The 20,195-nt window shown below is 51.9% G+C and carries 18 protein-coding genes; 12 read left to right on the top strand and 6 right to left on the bottom strand.

Going from position 1 to position 20,195, the window contains the following annotated elements; genetic code table 11:
* Positions 1–233 precede the first annotated feature (233 nt).
* Both ACQKE4_RS07150 and ACQKE4_RS07145 read left to right on the top strand, forming a co-directional pair.
* The gene (locus ACQKE4_RS07150) at positions 234–1,136 is read left to right on the top strand and encodes an alpha/beta fold hydrolase (RefSeq protein WP_427387566.1); all 903 of its coding nucleotides are present in this window, start codon (positions 234–236) and stop codon (positions 1,134–1,136) included.
* A gap of 35 nt (positions 1,137–1,171) precedes the next feature.
* On the top strand, positions 1,172–2,185 hold the full coding sequence (locus ACQKE4_RS07145; RefSeq protein ID WP_427387565.1) for a patatin-like phospholipase family protein: 1,014 nt from the start codon (positions 1,172–1,174) through the stop codon (positions 2,183–2,185).
* Positions 2,186–2,189: 4 nt separating this feature from the next.
* Here the strand turns inward: ACQKE4_RS07145 and ACQKE4_RS07140 are convergent, their stop codons facing one another.
* Positions 2,190–2,759, bottom strand: a complete 570-nt coding sequence (locus tag ACQKE4_RS07140) for a Smr/MutS family protein (protein WP_427387564.1) — start codon at positions 2,757–2,759, stop codon at positions 2,190–2,192.
* A gap of 160 nt (positions 2,760–2,919) precedes the next feature.
* Here ACQKE4_RS07140 and prmB point away from each other — a divergent pair, with 160 nt between their 5' ends.
* The 5 genes from prmB to phaC all read left to right on the top strand — a co-directional run bounded on the left by prmB (position 2,920) and on the right by phaC (position 8,081).
* A complete protein-coding gene (prmB, locus tag ACQKE4_RS07135; protein WP_427387563.1) occupies positions 2,920–3,879 on the top strand; it encodes a 50S ribosomal protein L3 N(5)-glutamine methyltransferase in 960 nt (319 codons plus the stop codon).
* 13 nt (positions 3,880–3,892) lie between these two features.
* Positions 3,893–4,984: a chorismate synthase gene (aroC, locus tag ACQKE4_RS07130; protein WP_427387562.1), complete on the top strand. Its 1,092-nt coding sequence runs from the start codon at positions 3,893–3,895 to the stop codon at positions 4,982–4,984.
* 90 nt (positions 4,985–5,074) lie between these two features.
* On the top strand, positions 5,075–5,476 hold the full coding sequence (locus ACQKE4_RS07125; protein ID WP_427387561.1) for a hypothetical protein: 402 nt from the start codon (positions 5,075–5,077) through the stop codon (positions 5,474–5,476).
* 138 nt (positions 5,477–5,614) lie between these two features.
* Positions 5,615–6,025: a phasin family protein gene (locus ACQKE4_RS07120; RefSeq protein ID WP_427387560.1), complete on the top strand. Its 411-nt coding sequence runs from the start codon at positions 5,615–5,617 to the stop codon at positions 6,023–6,025.
* Between the two features lie 127 nt (positions 6,026–6,152).
* Positions 6,153–8,081, top strand: a complete 1,929-nt coding sequence (gene phaC / locus ACQKE4_RS07115) for a class I poly(R)-hydroxyalkanoic acid synthase (RefSeq protein ID WP_427387559.1) — start codon at positions 6,153–6,155, stop codon at positions 8,079–8,081.
* 86 nt (positions 8,082–8,167) lie between these two features.
* Here phaC and ahpF read toward each other — a convergent pair whose 3' ends face one another.
* A complete protein-coding gene (ahpF, locus tag ACQKE4_RS07110; RefSeq protein WP_427387558.1) occupies positions 8,168–9,724 on the bottom strand; it encodes an alkyl hydroperoxide reductase subunit F in 1,557 nt (518 codons plus the stop codon).
* 119 nt (positions 9,725–9,843) lie between these two features.
* Positions 9,844–10,401 carry an alkyl hydroperoxide reductase subunit C gene (ahpC, locus tag ACQKE4_RS07105; RefSeq protein ID WP_427387655.1) on the bottom strand — a complete coding sequence of 186 codons (558 nt, stop codon included), beginning with the start codon at positions 10,399–10,401 and terminating at the stop codon, positions 9,844–9,846.
* Between the two features lie 303 nt (positions 10,402–10,704).
* On the opposite strand from ahpC, the gene ACQKE4_RS07100 reads away from it, so the two are divergent.
* From ACQKE4_RS07100 to ACQKE4_RS07085, 4 genes are all read left to right on the top strand, one after another.
* Positions 10,705–11,808 carry a polyamine ABC transporter substrate-binding protein gene (locus ACQKE4_RS07100; protein WP_427387557.1) on the top strand — a complete coding sequence of 368 codons (1,104 nt, stop codon included), beginning with the start codon at positions 10,705–10,707 and terminating at the stop codon, positions 11,806–11,808.
* Positions 11,809–11,909: 101 nt separating this feature from the next.
* Complete coding sequence (locus ACQKE4_RS07095) at positions 11,910–13,091, top strand: ABC transporter ATP-binding protein (protein WP_427387556.1); 1,182 nt, start codon at positions 11,910–11,912, stop codon at positions 13,089–13,091.
* Between the two features lie 77 nt (positions 13,092–13,168).
* Positions 13,169–14,077, top strand: a complete 909-nt coding sequence (locus tag ACQKE4_RS07090) for an ABC transporter permease subunit (RefSeq protein WP_427387555.1) — start codon at positions 13,169–13,171, stop codon at positions 14,075–14,077.
* A complete protein-coding gene (locus ACQKE4_RS07085) occupies positions 14,077–14,913 on the top strand; it encodes an ABC transporter permease subunit (protein WP_427387554.1) in 837 nt (278 codons plus the stop codon). The genes ACQKE4_RS07090 and ACQKE4_RS07085 overlap by 1 nt, the downstream gene beginning before the upstream one ends.
* Before the next feature lie 25 nt (positions 14,914–14,938).
* Here ACQKE4_RS07085 and ACQKE4_RS07080 read toward each other — a convergent pair whose 3' ends face one another.
* Positions 14,939–15,148 carry a CPXCG motif-containing cysteine-rich protein gene (locus tag ACQKE4_RS07080; protein ID WP_427387553.1) on the bottom strand — a complete coding sequence of 70 codons (210 nt, stop codon included), beginning with the start codon at positions 15,146–15,148 and terminating at the stop codon, positions 14,939–14,941.
* Positions 15,149–15,286: 138 nt separating this feature from the next.
* Between ACQKE4_RS07080 and ACQKE4_RS07075 the strand changes: the two genes are divergently transcribed.
* Positions 15,287–15,715, top strand: a complete 429-nt coding sequence (locus ACQKE4_RS07075; protein ID WP_427387552.1) for a DUF3617 domain-containing protein — start codon at positions 15,287–15,289, stop codon at positions 15,713–15,715.
* A gap of 147 nt (positions 15,716–15,862) precedes the next feature.
* Here the strand turns inward: ACQKE4_RS07075 and ACQKE4_RS07070 are convergent, their stop codons facing one another.
* Both ACQKE4_RS07070 and ACQKE4_RS07065 read right to left on the bottom strand, forming a co-directional pair.
* Positions 15,863–18,982, bottom strand: coding sequence for an efflux RND transporter permease subunit (locus ACQKE4_RS07070; RefSeq protein ID WP_427387551.1), 3,120 nt, complete (start codon positions 18,980–18,982; stop codon positions 15,863–15,865).
* The gene (locus ACQKE4_RS07065; protein ID WP_427387550.1) at positions 18,982–20,064 is read right to left on the bottom strand and encodes an efflux RND transporter periplasmic adaptor subunit; all 1,083 of its coding nucleotides are present in this window, start codon (positions 20,062–20,064) and stop codon (positions 18,982–18,984) included. Before ACQKE4_RS07065 ends, ACQKE4_RS07070 begins: the two co-directional genes overlap by 1 nt.
* Positions 20,065–20,195 lie beyond the last annotated feature (131 nt).

The following is a 20,195-nucleotide window of genomic DNA, read 5'->3' as shown; positions in this document are numbered from 1 at the left end:
CAGAAGCCGACAACAATAGCGCTGGTGACAACAACAAAAAAGACGAGATTACGGGCGCGAGTATCGCGACGTGGTTTCATGGCAGCACCAAAATAAGCATGGAGGTAAAAGCAGCAGAAGCATTAAGCACGGCATGGTACCTTTTGTTGTCCAGGTCGTCATCTTGGTGTTTCTGTTTGTCTGCCTTGACTTGCCTGTGTTTGGCGACAACATCTGCTTAGGATTGAATGCTTATGCCACATACCCACCCTTCGGCTGTACGTGCCTTGGCGCCGCAGCCGCTTTTACTTGCTCAGGGTCGACTTGCCGCACTTAGCTGGGGGCGGGCGGATGCTCCCACGTGGCTTGCCCTGCACGGCTGGTTAGACAATGCAGCGAGTTTCTCCCGTTTGGCACCGCTATTGGTCGAGGCGCTGGATATCCGCATTGTGGCACTGGATTTTCGTGGCCATGGGCATTCAACACATGCGCCGGCGGGAACGGATTATGCGCTGTGGGATTACTGCCACGATGTATTAGATGCCATGGAAACCCTCGGCATTGCACAAGCCAACTTATTAGCCCACTCCATGGGCGCGGCAGTATCCTGCCTGCTTGCCGCTGCGCTGCCTGAGCGCGTTGCGCGCTTAACGCTGATTGACGGGTTAGGAGCGCTTAATACCCCGGTTGAAGAGACCTCCAGTCAGCTGCGTAAAGGGCTGACGGCTTATCGTCGGCCGCTGTCGCGAGCACCGCGCTACCCAGATATCGAAAGTGCGGTTGCCGCTCGGGTTGCCGGTGGCGTTACAACCGTCGATAGCATAACGGCCACGCCATTGGTGGAGCGTAATACTCAGCCCACTGCCGATGGACATGTGCAAATGCGCACAGATAGCCGGTTGTTGAAGCCATCCCTGGTGCGCTTTACACCCGAGCAAGTGCTATCGCTACTGGCGGCGATTCAGGCGCCAGTACTATTGATCGAGGGCGAGGATGGGATTTTAGGGGAGCGCTCTTCGGCGGTGCAGGCGCGCCAAGCGGTGCAAGGGTTAACGCGTGAAGTACTAAGTGGTGGGCACCACCTGCATCTGGAGCCCCGAGCGGTGGCTCAAGTCGCTGCTGTTATCGTCCATCATTGGGGCAGTGTTGAACGGTAATAGCGTCATCGAAAGCGCAAAGGAAGGACTGCTACATGACCACATTGGCCCACGTAGGAAGTGGTAACAAAGTCGCCCTCGTGCTGGGCAGTGGTGGGGCGCGTGGCTATGCGCATATTGGCGTTATTGAAGCACTGGAGGCGCGCGGTTTCGAGATTATTGCCGTATCAGGGTGTTCCATGGGGGCGCTGATCGGCGGCATTTATGCTGCCGGAAAACTGCCGGAATACCGTGAGTGGGTATGTAATCTCGACTATCTGGATGTGCTCAAATTGGTCGATGTCACGTGGAGCCCAATGGGGGCGATGCGCGCCAGTAAAGTGATGAGCAAGCTGGAGGCCTTAGTAGGCGATATTTTAATTGAAGACCTCGCGATCCCTGTGACAACGGTGGCGACAGATCTCGTACGTCAACGGGAAGTATGGTTTCAAAACGGTTCATTGCTGCGGGCTATTCGCGCCTCTATCGCTGTGCCAGGTGTCATTACCCCGGTGCATTTAGGTGACCAAGTATTGGTGGATGGTGGGCTACTCAATCCGCTTCCTATTATGCCAGTGGTAGCCGCCCATGAAGCAGATTTTGTCGTGGCGGTTAACGTTACGGCACATAGCCCACTGCCGGTGACATTAGAAGAGTTACTGCCGAAGGAGGAGGAAGATACCGATAGCCGTAGTGAACAAGAGCGCCAGCGAGATCAAAGCATGGGGAACTGGATTGGCGATGTGCGAGCAGCCACCAAAAAACTGTGGGGTGGGTTTGGCAGCCATACAGATGACAATGAGGTGCTTGAAGAGACACCTGAAGCACGCGGTAAACGCGAGTGGAGCAAGCTGGATATGATATTGGAGTCGTTTGATATTACCCAGGCGGCGCTGGCCAAGTACAAAGTGGCAGGCTATCCACCAGATGTGCTGATCGAAATACCCAAAACCGTCTGTAGCACCTACGAATTCCACCGGGGGCGTGATTTGATTCGCTTAGGTCGCCACTTAGCCGATGAGGCGCTAGAGCGGCGCATGCCAAGCATTGCCTCTGATGCCACTGAATAAATGGTTAATGACCGCGTTTACGCAACAGTATATAAACCGCACCGGTGCCACCGTCGATATCAATCGCTGAGCAGAACGCCAGCACATTAGGCCACTCACGCAGCCAGGTGTTCGTATGGCTTTTGAGGACAGGGAAGTCAGACGTGCTGCCCCACGCCTTGCCATGCACTACGAGTACGCAACGTAGGCCTTGGCTAGCGGAATCGCGCAGAAAACTCTCAAGCTCCCTACGCGCCTCTTCCAGCGTATAGCCATGCAGGTCTAGTCCCGCTTGCCAAGCCGTTTGGCCGCGTTTTAACTGGCTAAATGTGCGCCACGGCAGGTCAGGCACGCTAAATTCTAAATACTCAGAAGGACGCACAGCTTCTACGCGGCCATCCGACGTGCGTCCGGTGGCCTGTGGGGCATTCGTCTGAACAGCAGCGGTGCGCCGGGCTTCATGGGCCTGGCTGTCGCGTTTGGGCTTGCCGGGGTCCGCCTGATTAGTGGCGATAGGCCTAACGCCCGCTGCTTTTAACGCATCGCGGAAAGCACTGATATCGTCATCATTAGGCAAGTGGCGGCGTCGCGTCATGGCAGGCTCAGGTGGTTTAAAAAGTGAATCAGCTTAAGGAGCACAGTATAGCGGGCTGAGCGTTGCTGTGAACCGGGCGGCGTGAAAGGTACAATCTTTTATTCGTCATGTGGATAAGGCTTTTTAGCTGCGACCATGAGTATCTTTACCAGGAGTCACTGTGACCACGCATCTTACCGCTGAGAATTCGCACTCAACCCTTTCCCTGCCGGATTCGGCACTGGTGAGCGATCTCTTTACGCTGCGCGATTATCTGCGCTGGGTCACCAGTGAGTTTTATCTCGCAGGGCTGCACTACGGCCATGGCACTGAATCCGCCTGGGATGAGGCGGTAGCGCTTTGCTTAGGCGCACTGCATCTCCCGTGGAATATCGACCCGAGTGTACTAGAGGCGCGGCTGTTGCCCGTTGAGCGTCAACGAATCATTAGTTTGGCCCGTGAACGTATTACCACACGCCGCCCGCTGCCCTATTTATTGGGTGAGAGCTTCTTTGCTGGCCACCCCTTTAGCGTTGATGAGCGCGTGTTAATTCCCCGTTCACCCATCGCCGAACTGATAGAAGATGGCTTTACTGCGTGGTTTCCGGAAGAGCCACCTGCTAGCGTGCTTGATTTATGCACTGGCTCGGGTTGTATTGGTATTGCTACGGCCCTCTATCTACCCACCTGCGAAGTAGTACTTGCTGATATTAGCCAGGATGCGTTGGCGGTAGCGAAGCAAAATATTACCCGTCACGATGTGGGCGACAGGGTTCGCGCAGTTGAGTCGGACGTATTCAGTGGCCTGGAAGGGCAACGTTTTGATTTGATTGTCTCTAACCCCCCGTATGTGGATGCCCGAGACCTTGCTTTAATGCCCGCTGAGTTCCGCCATGAGCCTTCATTGGCGTTGGGCGCTGGCAGCGATGGCTTGGATATCGTGCGGCGTATACTGCGGGAGGCGCGGAAACACTTAACCAGTGAAGGGTGGCTGATAGTAGAAGTCGGTAACTCTGATCGCCATGTGGAAGCGGCGTTTCCTGCCGTACCTTTCCTTTGGCTAGAATTCGAGCGTGGCGGCCAGGGTGTATTTGCCCTGAGCGCCGCTGAACTCGACGCCCATGCGGCGTCTTTTGTGTGAGGAATTAACGGCCATGTCTGGCAATACGTTTGGCAAGCTATTTACGGTTACTACCTTTGGCGAAAGCCATGGGCCTGCGCTGGGCGCTATTATTGATGGCTGCCCGCCCGGCCTGCCACTATCGGAAGAAGACCTGCAGCATGATCTGGATCGCCGTCGGCCAGGCAGTTCGCGGCACACAACGCAGCGCAAAGAGCCTGATCAAGTGCGTATTCTTTCTGGCGTGTTTGAAGGTAAGACCACCGGTACCTCAATTGGGCTGTTGATCGAGAATACCGATCAGCGCTCCAACGACTATTCAAAAATCAAAGATCAGTTTCGGCCAGCCCACGCGGATTACACTTATCACCATAAATATGGTCATCGTGACTATCGCGGCGGTGGCCGCTCCAGCGCCCGCGAAACGGCGATGCGGGTCGCCGCAGGGGCGATTGCCAAAAAATATTTAGCAGCACACGGCGTGCAGATTCGCGGCTACATGAGTCAATTAGGGCCGATTAAAATTGACTTTAAACAGTGGGAATCCGTTGAGCAAAATGCTTTTTTCTGTCCCGATCCTGAAAAAGTCGCAGAGCTAGAAGCCTATATGGACCAACTGCGCCGCGACCAAGACTCTGTAGGCGCTGAAATCACTGTGATTGCTGAAGGCGTGCCAGTAGGGTTGGGCGAACCCGTCTTTGACCGCCTGGATGCTGACCTGGCGCACGGTTTGATGAGTATTAATGCGGTAAAAGGGGTAGAGATTGGTGCAGGTTTTGGCTGTGTGGCCCAACGTGGCAGCGAGCACCGTGATGAGATGACGCCAGAGGGATTTTTATCTAATCATGCTGGCGGCGTATTGGGGGGTATTTCTAGCGGCCAACCTATCGTGGCACGCTTAGCGCTTAAACCTACTTCCAGCATCACCACGCCAGGGCGTTCCATTGATGTTCATGGTCAAGCAGTAGAAGTCATTACCAAAGGGCGGCATGATCCTTGTGTCGGTATTCGTGCGACCCCGATTGCTGAAGCCATGATGGCCATAACGCTGCTGGATCACTGGTTACGTCAGCGTGGCCAAAATGGTGATGTTAGCGTTGACACACCGCGTTTAACGCAGCGTTAACGTCACGGAGTAAGGTTGGCCGTTCGCTGCTACACTCAAACAAAACAAATGCATGAGAAACAGTCATGGAAAAAAGTGCAGGAGCCGCCAATGAAAATTAACGTTGAGTTCGAACTTACCCCGGACGAATTCCGACAATCGCTAGGCTTGCCTGATGTTGAGGCTTTCCAGAAAAATCTACTCGACAATATTCAGCAGCAGATGGAATCAGGGGTTGAAGGTTATGATCCGATGAGTCTTATGCGACCTTTCCTGCAGCAACCTATGATGCAGCAAGGTCTTTCTCAAGGGCTTGCAAATTTCGGCACCTACCAGCAAATGATGCTGGATATGTTACGACAGGCGGGCACTAGCAGTTCCTCTGCATCGGATAAATCGGGAAATCAACGCACATCCGAGGGGGCTGCGGAGCCGGCTAAAGCCAATAAAGGGTCGTCGAGCGAGAGGAGCACCAAAGCCACCGCTTCCTCTCGCTCTCGAGCAAAAGGGTAGATGGTAAGGACGCTATCTTAAGTATGTTGCAATGCGTCATGCCAGAGATTACTCTTTTTTGCAGTGCAACAAAGAAAGTTTGAATCGAGATGAGTCACTCCCAGGCTCATGCCAAGGAACGTAATAGGAGCAGACACTATGCAAGACAATATGATGGATAACTTTAACGCCCAAACTCGCCAAATGTTCGAGCCCATGCGTAAAATCAATTCGCTAATGCTCAACAATATGGAAAAAATGACCCAGTATCAGTTGGAAGCAATGAAGCGCTACAGCCAGATGGGCACCGAGCGCATTCGTAGTGCAACTGAAATTCAAGATGCAGAAAGCCTACGTGATTTCGGCACCAAGCAAGCTGAAATGATGAATGAGCTTTCCCAACAGATGCAGGAAGATGCGCGGGTAATGAGTGAAATGAGCCTGCAATTTAAATCTGAAATGGAAAAAATGTTCAGCGAAGCTGGCCAGCAAATGTCGGATAAAGCCAAGGCCGCTGCTAAAGGCGAGCAACCCGCTAAAGCCTCTAGTCAGTCGTCTCGTAAAAGCTAATTGATCACATCATCGCGGCGCCTAAGGGCGCCGCGATGCATTGGTAACCTTGGCCGGTTTAACTTTATTAGTAAGACTTGGTCTAGAGCGTTCGATGCGCCTTGATGTTGGCGTAGGGAGAGCAAGTATGCATTCAGCGTGGCAAAATCCTTTTCAGACAATATCAGGGCTATCTGAAGGTCTTTCGGAAGCACTTTCCCAAGGGCTGACTCAGGGGCTGGCACAAGGCGTGCCTGAAGGCCTATCTCCATCAGAAATCGAAGATTGGAATAACCAGCTTAAAGAGATCAGCGAGCAATACCAGGGCCTAATGCAGGACCTACTCTCTCGCATTGCCCCAAATGAAGCTGCCGACTCAATCTACAGCGATATGCGGGAAAGCTTTGAAGCGGGTGCGCAAGCGCTGATGCAAAACCCGACGCTGATGTGGGAAACACAAACCCGGCTGATGCAAGATCAATGGTTATTGTGGCAACAGGCCATGCGTGGCATGGCAGGAGAGCAAGTGGCTCCCCTCATCACACCTGAAAAAAATGATCGTCGTTTTAAAGATGAGGCTTGGACGCAAGATCCTCAGTACATGACTATCATGCAGCAATATTTACTGTTTTCGCAGATGGTGGATGAGTTAATCGAGAGCTTAAGCGGCTTAGACCCAACACATAAGCGCAATTTGGTGTTTTACGCACGCCAATTGGTTAACGCGATGGCGCCAACCAACTTTATGTCCACCAACCCTGAGGTAATGCGCCGTACCATTGAGACACGCGGCCAAAACCTGGTCGATGGGTTAGCGCGTTTACGGGAGGATTTAGGCAACTCTGCAGAGGGCATTAATGTCCGTATGACGGATCGTAGTGCCTTTGGGGTAGGCGAAAATATCGCGGTCACTCCCGGTTCGGTGGTGTACGAAAATGAATTGATACAGCTAATCCAATATACCCCCACAACGGAAAAGGCATTCAAAACACCACTGCTGATGGTACCACCGTGGATTAATAAGTATTACATTCTTGATCTACGTGAAGACAACTCAATGGTTAAGTGGTTGGTGGATCAAGGACATACGGTATTTCTAATCTCTTGGCGTAACCCAAGCCCAGCGCAGCGGGATATTACCTGGGCCGACTATATGCAGATGGGGCCTATTAGCGCGATGGAAGCTATTGAGCAGGCCTGCGGCGAGAAGTCCGTTAATTTGCTCAGCTATTGCGTAGGGGGCACACTCACTGCGTCCACAGTGGCATACCTAACCAGCACGCGCCGGGGGCGGAAGGTAAAGTCTGTTACCTATATGGCCACGCTGCAGGATTTTCGCGACCCTGGCGATATTGGCGTTTTCCTCAATAAACGAGCGGTCGACGGTATTGAGCAGTCTGTGCAGTTAAAAGGCTATTTGGATGGCCGATCAATGGCCTATACCTTTAATCTTTTACGTGAAAATGACCTGTTTTGGTCGTTCTATATCAATAACTATTTGAAAGGTGAAACGCCCGCCGCCTTTGATTTGCTTTATTGGAATACCGATGGCACCAACCTAACGGCTGGTACACACCCGTGGTATTTGCGCCATATGTATTTAGAGAACCGCTTAGTTGAGCCGGGTGGTATTGAGCTGGATGGCGTTAAAATTGATCTGCGTAAAGTGTCGACGCCTAGCTACTTCGTATCCACCAAAGAAGATCATATCGCGAAGTGGAACAGTACCTACTACGGCGCATTACTACCAAAAGGGCCTAGCACCTTTGTATTGGGCGGCTCAGGACATATCGCCGGTATCGTCAATCCACCGTATAAAAACAAGTACGGCTATTGGACCAACGATACATTACCGGCATCTCATGAGGCTTGGTTGGAAGGCGCGACTGCACATGAAGGCTCCTGGTGGCCTCATTGGCAGAATTGGATGACCCAAAATGGTTATGCGGATAGTGAAAAAATGGTAGCTGTACGCCAGCTAGGGGATGGTGAACTCAAGGTGATCGAACCTGCGCCAGGCCGTTATGTAAAAATGACGATCCCAGAGGTGCTAGGGGAAATTCCAACATCGTCTTAATTTGATTAGGCGGGGCTGGGAGCTAAAGCTGCCTTTCACTGATAAAGCCCGCTGACATTTCGTCAGCGGGCTTTTCTTCGTTACTGTCAATTACGAATTAGATAATCGAATGCACCCAGCGACGCCTTGGCGCCTTCGCCCATGGCGATAATAATCTGCTTGTAGGGCACGGTGGTGACATCGCCCGCAGCGAATACGCCGGGTACGGACGTCATACCGTGAGCATCAACAATGATCTCACCGCGGGGCGTCATCTCAATCGGCGAGCCTTTTAGCCATTCAGTATTCGGTACTAAGCCAATCTGAACAAAAATACCTTCCAGCGCGATGGATTTGCTCTCATCGGTTGTGCGGTCTTTATAGTTCAAGCCATTAACACGGCTGCCGTCACCGCTGACTTCAGTGGTCTGGGCATTAACAATAATATCGACGTTGGGCAGGCTCTTAAGCTTTTTCTGCAGCACCGCATCAGCGCGCATCTCACCCATAAACTCCACCAGTGTCACGTGAGCGACAATGCCGGCTAGGTCAATGGCCGCTTCAACACCAGAGTTACCGCCGCCAATCACCGCAACGCGCTTGCCCTTAAACAGCGGGCCGTCACAGTGCGGACAATAGGCAACACCTTTGTTACGGTATTGCTGCTCACCGGGTACGTTCATCTCGCGCCAACGAGCGCCTGTCGCCAATACCAGGGTTTTGCTCTTAAGCTTGGCGCCAGACTCAAAGGTTACTTCGTGCAGTCCACCTTCCGCTTCAGCGGCCTTAAACGAGGTAGCAAGCTGCAGGTTCATTACATCAACTTCGTACTCTTTCACGTGCTCTTCAAGCGCACTAACCAGCTTTGGACCTTCGGTATGCGAAACGGAGATGAAGTTTTCAATCCCCATGGTGTCAGATACCTGACCACCAAAGCGCTCAGCAGCAACGCCGGTATTGATGCCTTTGCGCGCTGAGTAAATGGCTGCAGCAGCACCCGCTGGGCCACCACCAATCACGAGCGTGTCGAAGGCTGCCTTTTCGCTGAGCTTTTTAGCATCGCGTTCGGCGGCACCGGTATCGACTTTGGCTATAATCTGCTCAAGCGTCATGCGGCCTTGATCAAACGGCTTGCCGTTTAAGTAAATGCTGGGCACCGACATGATTTCGCGAGACTCAACTTCATCCTGAAATAGCGCGCCGTCGATGGCGACGTGACGCACGTTAGGATTGAAAATAGCCATTAGGTTGAGCGCTTGAACCACATCGGGGCAGTTCTGGCAGGAGAGCGAGTAGTACGTTTCGAACAGCATCTCGCCATCAAGTGCTCGGATCTGATCAAGCAGTTCGTCAGATGTTTTGGGCGGGTGACCGCCGACTTGCAGCAGGGCGAGAACGAGTGACGTGAACTCGTGACCCATGGGGATACCCGCAAACACTACGCCCGTCTCTTCACCAGGGCGGTTGATCGCAAAAGACGGCTTGCGCACATTTTGGCCGTCGCTGTGCAAGGTGATTTTATCGCTTAGGCTGCTGATGTCTTCCAGCAGGCCAAGTAGTTCGCGTGACTTGGCACCGTCATCGAGGGACGCAACGATCTCGAACGGCTGAGTCACTTTTTCCAGATAGGCTTTCAACTGGGTTTTTAAATTGGCGTCCAGCATGACAGTAACTTCCTCACAGTGCTTTTGGTAAAAACAGAACACCCGGGCAGAACCCGGGTGTTGAGTAATCACCTGTCGCCTTAGTTAAACAGTAGCGGCAGGTTAGACCGATAGGCGGTTTAGATTTTGCCTACGAGATCCAGAGAAGGCGCGAGAGTTTCTTCACCTTCTTTCCACTTAGCCGGGCATACTTCATTCGGGTTAGCGCGAACGTACTGAGCCGCCTTCACTTTACGAAGCAGTTCTTCGGCATTACGGCCAATGTTTCCAGCGTTAATTTCTACGATCTGGATTTTGCCGTCAGGATCGACCACAAAAGTGCCGCGTTCAGCAAGGCCAACTTCTTCGATCAGAACTTCGAAGTTGCGTGAAATGCGCAGCGTTGGATCAGCAATCATCGGGTACTGCAGTTTGCCGATAGTTTCAGAGCTGTCATGCCACGCTTTGTGCGTGAAGTGGGTATCGGTTGAAACACTGTAAATTTCAACGCCCAGCTTTTTAAACTCAGCATAGTTGTCAGCTAAGTCGCCAAGCTCGGTCGGGCAGACAAAGGTAAAGTCAGCTGGGTAGAAGAAAAAGATAGACCACTGGCCTTTCATGTCCGCTTCAGTAACATCAACAAACTCGCCATTTACAAAGGCAGTTGCTTTGAACGGCTTAACTTCAGTGTTAATCAATGACATTCAAATAATCTCCAGTAGCAGTGGGTGAATAATTAGAAAGTGATAGCCATACTAATGGCTAACGACGAAAGGCTAAAATTGAGAATAGCCATCCCATCAATAGGGTTTCTCTATTGGTAAAGAGGGCGCCCCGCACAAACTGTTAGATGGGGCCGCAAAGACAGAATGCAAGAATTTCTCACATTGGCTTGCGATCGGCGTTTCTGCACCGCAAAATTCGCACGGTCAGCTTTATCGCCTACGCTAAGAGCGGGGCCAAATGGCTTAGAAAAATAGTCTAGAAAAAGGAGTAGCAATATGGGGAACATCCACAAACTTTCTGCGGCCGTTGCGGCCATCTCGTTTGCCGCAGCGGCTAGTGCTGCCCATGCCAAAGAGGTGCGGGTGTATAATTGGTCAGACTATATTGCCCCGGAAACGCTTGAAAAATTTACAGAGCGTACCGGTATTGAAGTGACCTACGACGTTTACGACAGCAATGAAATACTTGATGCCGCGCTACTCGCGGGACGCTCTGGCTATGATGTGGTGGTGCCTTCAACGCACTACTTTACCCGCCAAGTAAGCGCTGGTGTTTACCAGCCGCTCAACCATGAGCTACTACCTAATTTAGATAACCTCAATGCCGAATTGATGACCAACTTGGAAGCCATTGATGCTGGAAGCGAATATTCGGTTCCGTATATGTGGGGTACCAATGGCTTGGGTTATAACATTGATCGCATAAAGGAAATTTTGGGTGACGACGCCCCCGTGGATAGCTGGGCGCTGCTGTTTGATCCTGAGATCACCACTGCATTGAGTGAAGCAGGTTGTGGCCTTGCGATGCTTGATTCAGGTGATGAGATGCTATCACCTGCTATGGCATACGTGGGCTTGGATCCGCTTAGCGAAAATATTGAAGACCTGGAAGCCGGCGGCGAGGTAATTGCAGGTATCCGCGATAATATTACTTATTTCCACTCTTCGCGTTACGTATCCGATCTTGCCAATGGCGACATCTGCGTAGCCGCTGGCTATTCAGGCGATATTTTTCAAGCAGCCGAGCGTGCTGAAGAAGCCGGTCGCGACTTCTCTATTGGTTACAGTATTCCTAAAGAAGGTGCAGCCCTCTGGTTTGACATGATGGCGGTACCCGCTGACGCGCCAAATACTGAAAACGCCCACGCCTTTATTAACTATATTCTAGATCCTGAAATTGCTGCTGAGATTACCGAGTATGTGCGTTACGCCAACCCTAACGCAGCGGCTAACGAATATCTCTCGGAAGAGATTATTAATGACCCGGCTATTTACCCAGCAACCGATGTCATGCAAAACCTGTACGTGGCGATTGAAAAGCCTCAAAATGTTCAACGCGCCCGTACGCGTATTTGGAACCGCGTAAAATCAGGCCGTTAAGCTAACACTTATCCGACGGCGAGCTTGGGGTACTCCCTTTGTAGCTCGCTGTTCGCCTTTTATCTGCCCGGTTTTGCCGGGCCTTTTGATGGGAGTGGCGAATGGTCACTACGCCCCTGTCGAACGAGCCTTCATCCGTTTCGCCAACTAATCCTCATGCTTTACATGCTACCGGTAAAACGCCGCGCTTTGCTGAGGACGTAGTACTGGAAGTGAAGCACTTAAGTAAGCGGTTTGATGATGCGCTGGCGGTGGATAATGTCAATTTGCAGGTCAAACGCGGGGAAATTTTTGCGTTATTAGGTGGTTCTGGATCGGGAAAGTCTACGTTACTACGAATGCTGGCAGGATTTGAGACCCCCTCGGAAGGGCGCATCATGTTAGGGGGTGAGAACATCACCGCTATGCCGCCCCACAAGCGGCCTATCAACATGATGTTTCAGTCCTACGCGCTGTTTCCCCATATGACGGTGGCGCAAAACATTGCCTTTGGCTTAAAGCAGGACAAACTGCCTAAAGCGGATATTGACGAGCGCGTGGCGCAAATGCTGAAGCTAGTGCATATGCAGCGTTTTGCTAAGCGCAAGCCGCATCAGCTTTCCGGTGGCCACCGGCAGCGGGTGGCGTTGGCCCGCTCGCTCGCTAAGCGACCCAAGCTTCTGCTGTTGGATGAGCCGATGGGTGCGCTGGATAAAAAGCTGCGCACAGAGATGCAGCTAGAGGTGGTTGAGATTATCGAGCAGGTAGGCGTTACCTGCATTATGGTGACCCACGATCAGGAAGAAGCCATGACAATGGCTGACCGAGTGGCGATCATGGCCGATGGCTGGATAGAGCAGATAGGCTCACCCATTGATATTTACGAAAGCCCGGTCAGTCGAATGGTGGCTGAGTTCGTCGGCACTGTGAATATGTTTGAAGGTGAAATCATCGAAGATGCTGCTGATCACTGCCGCATTGTGGCGCCTGCGCTGGAACAGCCAATCTATATTGACCATGGTATTACCACTCAAGCGGATGATCGGCGTGTTTGGGTTGCACTGCGCCCTGAGAAAATTTGGTTAACCCGCGAGAAACCCACCACAGAATATAACTGGGCAGAAGGGAAGGTTGACGATATCGCTTATTTAGGCGGTTTCTCTTTGTATTACGTGCGCACGCTCTCGGGCCAGGTCATTAAAGTCAGTATGGCCAACACTGAACGCCGTGGAGATCGGCCGACCTGGGAAGACGGCGTCTATGTCCACTGGGAAGATCACAGCACTATTGTGCTCAATCGCTAATGTCTGGGTTAACGACTGGGTTACTAACGACTGAGTTACTAACGATTGGGTTTCTTGCTGGGAGGAGACTGCCTTAAATGATGCCATCTCGTGTTTCAGCGTTGGTTAAGCGCTGGCAATTAGGACGCCGGGCGGTGATTGCCTTTCCCCTGGTGTGGTTAACCCTGTTCTTTTTGCTGCCCTTTGCATTGGTATTAAAAATCAGCTTGTCTGAGGCCGCGATTGCCATTCCGCCTTATGGGCCGCTGCTTGAATATGCTGATCAAACGCTGCATATCTTTCTAAGCTTGGGTAATTATCTCTTTCTGCTATCGGACTCGCTGTATGTAGCTGCTTACTGGGGGTCAATTAAAACCGCGTTTATTGCTACCTCAGTCTGCCTGTTAATTGGTTATCCAATGGCGTATGCCATGGCGAGAGCACCAGCGCGCTGGCAACTGCTATTACTACTGTTGGTTATGCTTCCCTCATGGACATCATTTCTAATTCGGGTCTACGCCTGGATGGGCATCCTAAGTAACAGCGGTCTAATCAACAATCTGCTACTCGGATTGGGCCTGATCGATTCGCCAATACGAATGATGAATACCCAGTTTGCCGTCACGATAGGCATTGTATACGCCTACTTGCCTTTTATGGTGCTGCCGCTGTATGCCCATCTAACCCGCTTGGATAACTCACTGCTTGAGGCCGCTTCCGATCTTGGTTCACGCAAGCTGAATACGTTTATAAAAGTGACTTTACCGCTTTCCATGGGCGGTATTGTGGCGGGCTCGATGCTGGTGTTCATACCCGCAGTAGGTGAGTTTGTAATTCCGGAATTACTGGGTGGGCCGAACACGTTGATGATCGGTAAAGTTTTATGGGAAGAGTTTTTCCTCAATCGCGATTGGCCGGTAGCGTCTGCGTTGGCCATGGTGATGCTGCTGCTGTTGCTGGTACCGATTGTCTGGTTCCATCGTTACCAGTCCAAGGAGCTTGAATAATGCGCATGCGGCGACCTAATTTCTCAACGGTCATGCTGGTGCTTGGCCTGCTATTTCTTTACTTGCCGATGTTTGTCCTGGTGGTGTATTCGTTTAACGCCTCGCAGTTAGTTACGGTATGGACGGGCTTTTCGACCAAGTGGTACGGCGAGCTATTTCGTGATCAGCAGATTCTATCCGCGGTATGGACAAGCTTAAAAATCGCTTTTTTTGCTGCCAGCATGGCGGTGTGTCTAGGCACCGTGGCAGCCTTCGTCATGACACGCTATGGCCACTTCCGTGGCAAAACGGCACTCTCAAGCATGGTCACAGCACCGCTGGTCATGCCTGAGGTGATTACCGGGTTGTCGTTGCTATTACTGTTTGTACAAATGGCACAGATAACCGGCTGGCCTGCGGACCGTGGTATGGCGACGATATGGATTGCCCACACGACGTTTTGCAGCGCCTATGTAGCGGTCGTCGTTGCCGCGCGCTTACGTGAAGTGGATCGCTCTATTGAAGAGGCCGCCATGGATCTAGGCTCGCCGCCGCTAAAAACCTTCTTTGCGATAACGCTGCCAGTCATCGCCCCCGCGCTGGCAGCGGGCTGGCTACTGGCGTTTACACTATCGCTAGACGATTTAGTGATTGCCAGTTTTGTCTCGGGCCCCGGGGCGAATACGCTGCCGATGGTGGTGTTTTCATCGGTACGTATGGGTGTGTCACCAAAAATTAATGCCTTGGCGACATTGATTATTTTGACGGTGTCGCTGGCAACCTTGCTTGCTTGGTTTTTCATGCGTCGTAATGAGGCCAAGCGGAAGATCGCAATGCAGCAAGCCGACATTGTCTAGTTATACCATTCAGAGGTGATTGGGATTACAAGACATCGTCGTCGCGCCCAGCCAATACGCTATCAAGCTCGCCTGTCATAGGCGACACAATGATCTGCAGTTGAATAGGTGCGCAACACTGATGGCAATCTTCCCAGGTCGCATGGCTGCCCTGTGAAATATCAATGATAAAGGTCAGCGGCGAGTCGCAGTACGGGCAATGAAAATCGTAATTAATCAGAGCATCATCCTGCATATTAGCTACCTTTATGGGCTGTTTTTACACTGAAACGAATACCCAAAGTGTAGCAGTGTGGTAGGCAGGTTGGGCATCGTTAGGTTGAATCAGGTAGGATATTCACGGGTTTCCTAAAGCAACACAGTGAGAGTAGCGATGATGTTACGTAACATGGCAGTAGCGGCCGTTATGGCCTTTCCAATGGTCGCTTTGGCCGAAACACCAAATGTAACCGCAGGTGAGTGGGAATTTACTAGCACAACCAGTATTAGCGGCGAAATGGAAATTCCGGATCAAACGGAAACTGAACGCCAGTGTATAACTCAAGAGGAGCTTGATGGCGCAGAGTTTGGCTTCATTGAGGAAGAAGAAGGCTGTGAATTGCTGAATCAGGAAATGAATGAGGATGGGCTGACCTATAGCATGGTATGCCGTGCTGAGGGTGGCGAAGCAACCATCGATGGCGAAATGCGGTTTATGGGCGAGCGTATCGAAGGTAGTGTCGATATCCTGACCCAGTCACCTATGGGTGAACTGAGTATGAATACGGTTATTGATGGCGAGTATTTGGGCGAATGTGAGTAATCGCTGCCTCGCTAGGGAAAAAGGGTGCCGTTAGGCACCTTTTTTCATTTTGAATACCCTATCTTATGTCGTTGCGAGGAGTTTGCGACGAAGCAATCTCCACTCTCTGAGATTGCCGCGCTTCGCTCGCAATGACCTCAGCAAAGCTTATGTTTGCTGCTCTCCCGGCGCGTTGGCTATCTCCTCTTCCAGGCGGCGCTTGACGGCACCTGGCGAGCCAGTGTGGCGTGCCAGTAAGTCGTAAGCGACAGGTACTACGAACAGCGTGAAAATCGTTGCTGAGCCAACGCCCGCCATAATAACGGTGCCTATGACTAAGCGAGACTCTGCCCCTGGTCCGGTAGAAACAATCAGCGGGATAGCGCCCGCCATGGTGGTGACGGCGGTCATCAAAATAGGGCGTAGGCGGGTAACCGACGCTTCAATCAGCGCCGAGTGGAACTCCCGACCTTCATCGCGTAACTGATTGGCAAACTCTACGATTAGAATGCCATTTTTAGCCGCAAGGCCAATCAGTAGCACTAGCCCTACCTGGCTATAAATATTCAGCGATTGACCGCTAAGTAGTAGTGCAAGTAAAGCCCCGCTCATTGCCAATGGTACCGTGAGCATAATGACAAAGGGGTGAATGAGGCTCTCAAACTGCGCGGCTAACACTAAGAACACTACCAGGGCGCCCAGCACCAGCAAGAACGTCGTAGCACCGCTAGCCTGCTGGAAGTCGCGTGATGGGCCTGCCACATTGGTTTGTACCTCTTCGGGTAGTAGCGCCACGGCACTCTGCTCTAGGTAGGCAAGCGCTTCGCCAAGCGGATAGCCATCGGCTAAGTTGGCCTCAATGGTAATCGCCCTTATGCGGTCAAAGCGGTTCAAGGTGCTGGCACCAGCAAAGTCAGAAAGCGTAACCAGGCTTGCCAAAGGAATCAGCTCACCAGAGCGTGACGAACGCACCTGGATATTATCCAGTGCCCGCGGACTGTTTTGGCTACTGCGGTCTCCCTCTAAAATCACATCGTACTCTTCACCGTCGTCTACATAGCGAGTGACATTGCGCCCACCCAGCAACACTTCTAAGGTGCGGCCGATTTCAGTCACCGTGACGCCTAGTGCAGCGGCACGCTCATAATTGATATCGACACGCAGTTGTGGTTGGGTCTCGTTGTAATTACTCTCCAGCGCTAGTAAGCGTGGATTATTTTCACGCACATGATCCATCAGCGTATCGCGCCAGCGGGCAAGATCTTCATAGGTGCCGCCGCCGAGTACAAATTGCACCGGCTTTTGGGTGCGCTGGCCAAACCCTTGCCGCATAACGGGGAAGGCTTGGACGCCAGGCAAGGTACTCAGCGTTTCGCGTACCTCCGCCATAATCTCCCAGGCACTACGGCGACTGCCCCAGTCGGCCATATTGACGATAATGAAACCGCTATTAAAGTTTTCGATATTGCCGAAACCGCGGGGTGCACGCACCACAACGCGCTCAAGTTCTCCGCTGTCTACTAGCCCAGACATGCGCGCTTCGATTTCATCCATATAATCCATCATGTAATCGAAGGTAGCGCCTTCCGGGCCATTGACCAGCACGATGAAGTTACCCCGATCCTCCTGGGGGGTATATTCGTTGGGTAGTGCTGAGGCGATCCACGCGGTGGCGGCAATTAACAGAACAAACATCGCTACCACCAGCCATCGCATCTTAAGCATCCACTCAAGCCCGCGTTGGTAGCGGCGCTGGGTGCCATTCAGCATCCACTGTACGCCTTTACCAATACGGCTATCGTGCATGCCTGGTTTAAGGATTTTAGACGCCATCATGGGCGTTAATGTCAGCGCTAGCAGAGTGGAGAAGACGACGGCAGCGGCCATGGTTAGCGCAAATTCAGAAAACAGCCGCCCAATATCGCCCTGTAGCATACTCAGTGGCAAAAATACCGCTACCAAAACGAGCGTCGTTGCGATAACGGCAAAGGCAATTTGTCGGGTACCACGAAAAGCAGCTACTAAGGGTGTTTCGCCATAGTCATGCATACGGCGGTTAATATTTTCAAGCACTACGATGGCGTCATCAACGATCAGGCCTATTGCCAATACCAAGGCTAATAGCGTTAATAAATTGATCGAAAAATTCATCGCAGCTAATGCAGTAAAGGCACCGATAACAGCAATCGGCACAGTGACGGCGGGAATCATGGTGGTGCGTAAATTGCCCAAAAAGAGAAATATCACCACCACAACGAGCCCCATGGCGATAAATAGCGTGGCGACTACCTGGTCAATTGCTCCGGAAACGAACAGAGATGCATCGTAGTTTAAGCTTAGCGACATGCCTTCCGGCAACGAGACCTGCAGACGTTCAAGCTCCAGCTGTACAGCTTCAGAAAGCTCTATGATGTTGGCGGTGGATTGCATGATCATGCCAAGCCCCACCATAGGCACGCCGTTGGAGCGAAATACTGAGCGATCTTCCACTGCGCCCACTTCTACTCTGGCAATATCAGCCAGGCGAACTAAGTAGCCGTTATCTCCTTGATTGATGGCGAGCCGCTGAAAATCTTCGGCACTGGCAAAGCTGCGGGGCAGACGAACAATAAACTGACGATCTTCTGATTCAATCGAACCTGCGGGTAGTTCAACGTTTTCAGCTCGAAGGGCGTCTTCAATATCGCTAACAGTAAGGCCGCGAGCGGCTAATGCGTTGCGATCCAACCAAACGCGCATCGCGTAATCGCTGCCTCCGCCCACTCGTACCCGTGCCACCCCAGGCTGCACCGAAAGGCTATCGACCAAGTAGCGGTTGGCGTAATCGGTCAGTTCAGTGATGGAGTAATCTTCGCCGGAAAGGCTTAGCCATACGACAATTTCTTCGCTGCTATCCGCTTTGGTGACTTCTGGATTGTCTGCGTCGTCCGGTAGGTTGCGTAACGCGCCAGAAATACGGTCGCGAACATCATTAGCGGCGGCATCGATATTCATATCAATGCCAAACTCTATTTCAATCTGAGAACGACCATCTTCGCTTCGTGAGGTGATTAGCTCAATGCCTTCCACCCCTGCAATACGATCTTCAAGTACTTGGGTGATGCGCGTTTCGACGACGTTCGCGGAGGCGCCGGGATAACGGGTATCAATCGTCACTACCGGAGGGTCGATCGTGGGGTATTCTTGCAGCGGCAGGCGGTTAAGTGCCATCAAGCCAAAAGCAATAATCAGTGCGGCGATCACCATCGCAAGCACTGGGCGCTGAACTGAAATATCCGATATGCGCATTAGCGGTCAGCCTCTAATAGCGCTCGGATACCTGTTTCATCGTCAACAATGCCGATTAATCTGGCTTCCTGCCCATCTCGAGCTAACTGTAAACCATGCACCACAATAAGCTCATCTTCGGCTAAGCCCTCAAGAACCTCCACTTGGCCATAGCGACGTTCGCCTATAGAAATGTTGCGCTTAGTCAGACGCGTGGTGCCATCGCTCTCCTCGATTAGCATAACTGAGTGCCGGTCACCACTAGGTTCGATGGCCGCTTCAGGGATGACGACGGAATCACGCACGCGCTGTTGAACGATCACCTGCATCAGCATGCCAGGGCGCAAGCGTCCGTCAGCATTGTCGAGTTCAGCGCGTATATTAATACTGCGGGTTACCGGGTCTACTCGTGTACCAATGGTGGCTATTTCACCGCTAAAGATATCGTCGGGGTAGGCCGCTGTGGAGGTGTTAAGCATCAGGCCTGGTGAAAGTCGGCCAAGAAAAATCTCGGGTACGCTAAAGTCGAGCTTCATTACGTCTAGCTTATCCAGGGTAACTAGATCCATGCCAGGCGTTACCAAGGTGCCAACACTGATATTACGGAAACCTACGCGGCCACTAAAGGGTGCCTGGATGCGATAATTTGAGAGCCTTGCTTCGATCGCTTGAATATCCGCCTCCGCCTGTCGCAGTCTTGATTGGCTATCCTCAACATCTGCCCGAGCGGCTAAGTTACGATCTTGTAGTTGAGTGGCGCGAGTAGAGGCATTGCGGCGTTCATCCCGCAGTGCCTGTGATGCTCTTAACTGTGCCTGCTCTTCAGCATCTTCCAACCGAATAAGCAGTTGTCCTTCATCAACTTGTTCGCCGTCACGGAAATTGATGTCGGCAACAATTTCCGTGACGGTAGCAGATATCGTAACGCTCTCTTCAGCACTGAGCGTTCCCAATGCTTCTAAAGGGTCAGACCAGGTGGTCATTACTGCGCGAGTACCGATGACAGAGGGGGGTGTTTGAGCGAAGGCATCATTGATGGGCAAAAGGCTCAGGGGGGCGAGCGCCAATAGGGTTAGCAGTCGTCGATGTAATTGGAAATGCATAGTTATCTCAGCGTTAGATGGCAAAGCAAACGTATTTAGACAGTGCCCCCAGGCCTTTTAGGAAGTGGCACTTATCCGCCTGGGTCAGTTAGCGGTTGAGACCAAAGAATTTTCAGTTGTACATTTATTGT

This window comes from Halomonas sp. NPDC076908 (genome assembly GCF_050269715.1).
GTDB lineage: Bacteria > Pseudomonadota > Gammaproteobacteria > Pseudomonadales > Halomonadaceae > Vreelandella.
The sequence above is the reverse complement of the archived record's forward strand: the minus strand, read 5'-3'. Positions and strand labels throughout refer to the sequence as shown.